At 54.1% G+C, this 1,315-nt stretch carries 1 rRNA gene; it reads right to left on the minus strand.

Annotated elements, in window-relative coordinates:
- Nucleotides 1-44 precede the first annotated feature (44 nt).
- Nucleotides 45-1,315, minus strand: a 23S ribosomal RNA gene (locus tag ABEW32_RS05250); the annotation flags it as partial.

Here is a 1,315-nt window from a genome sequence, read left to right on the forward strand (position 1 = left end):
TTACACCCTGAAAACTGGATCCGAAACTTCATTGCGTCTTATCTTAGGATAAGCCCTCGACCGATTAGTATTGGTCAGCTCCATGCATTACTGCACTTCCACCCCCAACCTATCTACCTCGTCGTCTTCAAGGGGTCTTACATACTGGGAAATCTCATCTTGAGGGGGGCTTCACGCTTAGATGCTTTCAGCGCTTATCCCTTCCGTACATAGCTACCCAGCGGTGCTCCTGGCGGAACAACTGGTACACCAGCGGTACGTCCATCCCGGTCCTCTCGTACTAAGGACAGCTCCTCTCAAATTTCCTACGCCCACGACAGATAGGGACCGAACTGTCTCACGACGTTCTGAACCCAGCTCGCGTACCGCTTTAATGGGCGAACAGCCCAACCCTTGGGACCTACTTCAGCCCCAGGATGCGATGAGCCGACATCGAGGTGCCAAACCTCCCCGTCGATGTGGACTCTTGGGGGAGATAAGCCTGTTATCCCCAGGGTAGCTTTTATCCGTTGAGCGATGGCCCTTCCATGCGGTACCACCGGATCACTAAGCCCGACTTTCGTCCCTGCTCGACTTGTAGGTCTCGCAGTCAAGCTCCCTTCTGCCTTTGCACTCTTCGAATGATTTCCAACCATTCTGAGGGAACCTTGGGGCGCCTCCGTTACTCTTTAGGAGGCGACCGCCCCAGTCAAACTGCCCACCTGACACTGTCCTCGCACCGGATCACGGTACCAAGTTAGAACCTAGATACGATCAGGGTGGTATCCCAAGGATGCCTCCTCTCAAGCTGGCGCTCAAGATTCTACGGCTCCCACCTATCCTGTACAGATCGTACCCAAATTCAATATCAAGCTGCAGTAAAGCTCCATGGGGTCTTTCCGTCTTGTCGCGGGTAACCTGCATCTTCACAGGTATTAAAATTTCACCGGATCTCTCGTTGAGACAGCGCCCAAGTCGTTACGCCATTCGTGCGGGTCAGAATTTACCTGACAAGGAATTTCGCTACCTTAGGACCGTTATAGTTACGGCCGCCGTTTACTGGGGCTTCGGTTCATAGCTTCGCCCGAAGGCTTACCACTCCCCTTAACCTTCCAGCACCGGGCAGGCGTCAGCCCGTATACTTCGCCTTGCGGCTTCGCACAGACCTGTGTTTTTGCTAAACAGTCGCTTGGGCCTTTTCACTGCGGCCCCCTCGGGCTATTCACCCTACCGAGGCACCCCTTCTCCCGAAGTTACGGGGTCATTTTGCCGAGTTCCTTAACGAGAGTTCTTCCGCGCGCCTTAGAATTCTCTTCTCGCCTACCTGTGTCGGTTT

Source organism: Paenibacillus jamilae (genome assembly GCF_050482105.1).
GTDB lineage: Bacteria > Bacillota > Bacilli > Paenibacillales > Paenibacillaceae > Paenibacillus > Paenibacillus jamilae_B.